Here is a 1,480-nt window from a genome sequence, read left to right on the forward strand (position 1 = left end):
TTGGGAGACCATGAGGCCGATATTGATATTTCCGACGGCAATGACCGGACTTTTGATGACAAGGATGAACTGGCAGACGAAGGGCTGACCCAGCTGCTGACAGACGACCAGATCAGCAAGACCAAAGATCTCTTTGACTTTGCCAAACTCAAAGATGGCAGCTATACCCTCAAAGTCAAGGCTTCGGCCAATGGCAATGAAAAAGCCTATCTGAAGGCCTGGATTGACTTTAATAACAACGGGCAGTTTGATGATGGCGAAGCCAGTGCTCTTACCGAGGTCACAACTGCAGGAGACTACACTCTGACCTTTGGCCCGACCGCAGTCAGCTATGATAAGACTTTGGATAAACTAGGTGTCCGCCTGCGGATTGCTCTCAATGCAGGTGACATCGAAAAACCAACTGGAACAGCCTTCAGCGGAGAAGTAGAGGATTTGCAGATCTTGCGGCCTCTCCCGCCTCAGGGGGAAAGGAAAGAAACTGTCGGCGGTATAGGGCAGAGACAGGAAACCACCATTTTCTTCACAGCTCAGGGTGCGGACCAGAAAGATTATGATAGAGCCGCTGTTATTGACGAGAGCAGCCAACCGCTGGTTTTGGACGATGCAGGACATTCTCTGCAGAAAGACGCCCAAGGCTGGTATGAACGCTCAGAAGGCCGCTACCAGGTGACGGCAGACGGCGCCAATGTGAAAGTGGCCTTCGAGCCTAAAGCAGACTTCACAGGTCAAGCAGCAGGAATCAGTATCCGCCGCTCTGACTCAAATGGTTTGACCACTGACTGGCAGTCAGCTGACAATGTCAACGACCAGCTGCACAATATGGACGGCCGCTTTGTACCGACTGTTCTGGAAACGTCTCACTACACTTCAAGCGGCATCCAAGGGCTGGAGCAGGTCCAAGAGCTGGTCTTTAATGATGGTTCTGAGAACAATATTCCGACCAATCCTGATGCCGGCAGACCGGCTCAGTTCCTGGATGCTGCGGGTGAGCCGCTTGACTCCAATACAGTTGCTGCTACTTCAAATGGGCAGACTGTCGGAACCTATGAGCTTGATGGGGCCAGCGGACGCGTGACCTTCAAGCCTAATAAGGACTTTGTCGGGCTTGCAGATGCTGTCACTCTGCAGGTGCTGGATACAGGAAACATTCGTCACCGGGCAAGCTATCAGCCGACTGTGACAGCTGTACGTCCTGTCGGAACTGATGCTAAAAGCGAGGGGATTCAGGGGGCGGTTCAGACTGGTCAGTTGGTCTTCACTGAGGGGGATGCCCGCATTCCGATTGATACAGGCAAATTGCCGGCCTTTGACAATGGCAGCCAGACCAAGACGGTGGCTGGTGTCGGGACCTATACTATTGATAATAACAATTTGGTGACCTTCCAGCCAGATCCTAGCTACAGCGGCAAGCCAGCAGCTGAGACCGTCACTCGGGTGGATATCAATGGCACGGCAGCTTCAGCGGCCTATCAGGCTG

Annotated in this window: 1 protein-coding gene; it reads left to right on the forward strand. The window is 52.9% G+C overall.

The genetic code is table 11. The features are described 5' to 3' along the window. Nucleotides 1-1,480: GEVED domain-containing protein (locus tag STRDD11_RS13590; RefSeq protein ID WP_241209317.1), on the forward strand; the 1,480-nt coding region annotated here is incomplete at both ends.

This window comes from Streptococcus sp. DD11, from assembly GCF_001578865.1.
Classification (GTDB): Bacteria; Bacillota; Bacilli; order Lactobacillales; family Streptococcaceae; genus Streptococcus; species Streptococcus panodentis.